Source organism: Actinomadura logoneensis, assembly GCF_003428695.1.
Taxonomy (GTDB): Bacteria; Actinomycetota; Actinomycetes; order Streptosporangiales; family Streptosporangiaceae; genus Spirillospora; species Spirillospora logoneensis.
In genome coordinates this window covers 1-1,392 of sequence record NZ_QURH01000517.1, presented here as the reverse complement: position 1 = coordinate 1,392, position 1,392 = coordinate 1, and the positions used below count along the sequence as shown (strand labels likewise).

1 protein-coding gene and 1 pseudogene are annotated in these 1,392 nt (G+C 76.7%); one reads left to right on the top strand and one right to left on the bottom strand.

Translation table 11 applies throughout. From position 1 onward, the window contains the following. Positions 1–930, bottom strand: a pseudogene (locus tag DZF91_RS23750) (hypothetical protein); the annotation flags it as partial. A 63-nt stretch (positions 931–993) separates the two neighbouring features. Between DZF91_RS23750 and DZF91_RS23745 the strand changes: the two are divergent. Beyond that, a partial coding sequence (locus DZF91_RS23745; protein ID WP_147341327.1) for a helix-turn-helix transcriptional regulator occupies positions 994–1,392 on the top strand: 399 nt, incomplete at its 3' end.

The following is a 1,392-nucleotide window of genomic DNA, read 5'->3' as shown; positions in this document are numbered from 1 at the left end:
GGCGGCGTTGAGGCGGTCGCCGCCGCAGTCGGGGCAGGTGCCGCGGCTGGTGACGGCGGCGACGGCGCGGCGGTGGGCGGCGGGCTGGTCGGCGAGGTCGCGGCGCACGTACATGCGCTCGAAGCGGTCGGCGAGCCCCTCGTAGGTGTTGCCGCGGTCGCCGCCGACGCCCCCGTCGCGGCTCACCTTGAAGCCCTTGCCGTGCAGGAGGGTGTGCCACTGCTCGGGGGTGTAGTCGCGCAGCGGCAGGTCGGGGTCGAACAGTCCGGAGCGGGCGTGGGTCTGCCACACCCAGCTGCCGACGCCCCACGGCTCGAACCGGATCGCGCCGTCGTTGAGGGACCGGGCGGTGTCGAGGAAGGCGTCCAGGTCCAGGCGGGTGACGGCGCCGAGGCCCTGGCAGGCCGGGCACATCCCCTCGGGGTCGTTGAAGGAGAACGCCGAGGCCTCCCCGGCGGCGGGTTCGGCGCACCGTGAGAACAGCACGCGCAGCACCGGCAGGATGTCGGTGGCGGTGCCGACGGTGGAGCGGGCGCCGCCGCGCGGCGGCCGGTGGTCGACGACGACGGCGGGGGTGAGGCCGCCGAGGAGGTCGGCGTCGGGGCGGGGGCGGCGGGGCATCCGGTCGCGGACGAACCAGGGCAGGGTCTCGGCGAGCTGCCGGTCGGACTCGACGGCCAGGGTGTCGAACGCCAGGGACGACTTGCCCGATCCGGACACCCCGGTGATCGCGACGAGGCGGTGCTTGGGGATCGCGACGGTGAGGTCGCGCAGGTTGTGCTCGCGGGCTCCGGTGATGGTGATGGCGTCGGCGCGCGGCAGCCCGTTCTGGGCGTCGGCGCCGCCGGTGCGGTCGGGGCCGCCGGGCTGGTCCGGCTGGTCGGGGCGGTCGTGGTGTCCGAGCAGTTTCCGGTGTCCGTTGGGGTGCATGGGAGGGACGCTAGGCGGCGATGCGGTCAGATCCTGTCCTCATTGGCGGGCATGCTGGAGGACATGGACGTTGAACCGGGGACCGGAGCCGAAGCCGAAGCCGCCGGGCCGAACGCCGGTGCGGAGGCGGGGGCCGCCGCGTTGGACGGGGCGTCGGGGACGGCGGCGCGGCTGCTGCGGCTGCTGGGGCTGTTGCAGGCGCGCCGGGAGTGGAGCGGGCCGGAGCTGGCGCGGCGGCTGGGGGTGTCGGTGCGGACCGTCCGGCGGGACGTGGAGCGGCTGCGGGCGCTGGAGTATCCGGTGCGGGCGACGGCGGGGCCGGTCGGCGGGTACCGGCTGGAGGCGGGTGCGGCGGTGGCGCCGCTGCTGCTGGACGACGCGGAGGCGGTGGCGGTCGCGGTGGGGCTGGTCGCGGCGGCGTCGGGGGGTTCGGCGGCGGGTGCGGCGGGAGCGGTCGGCGGT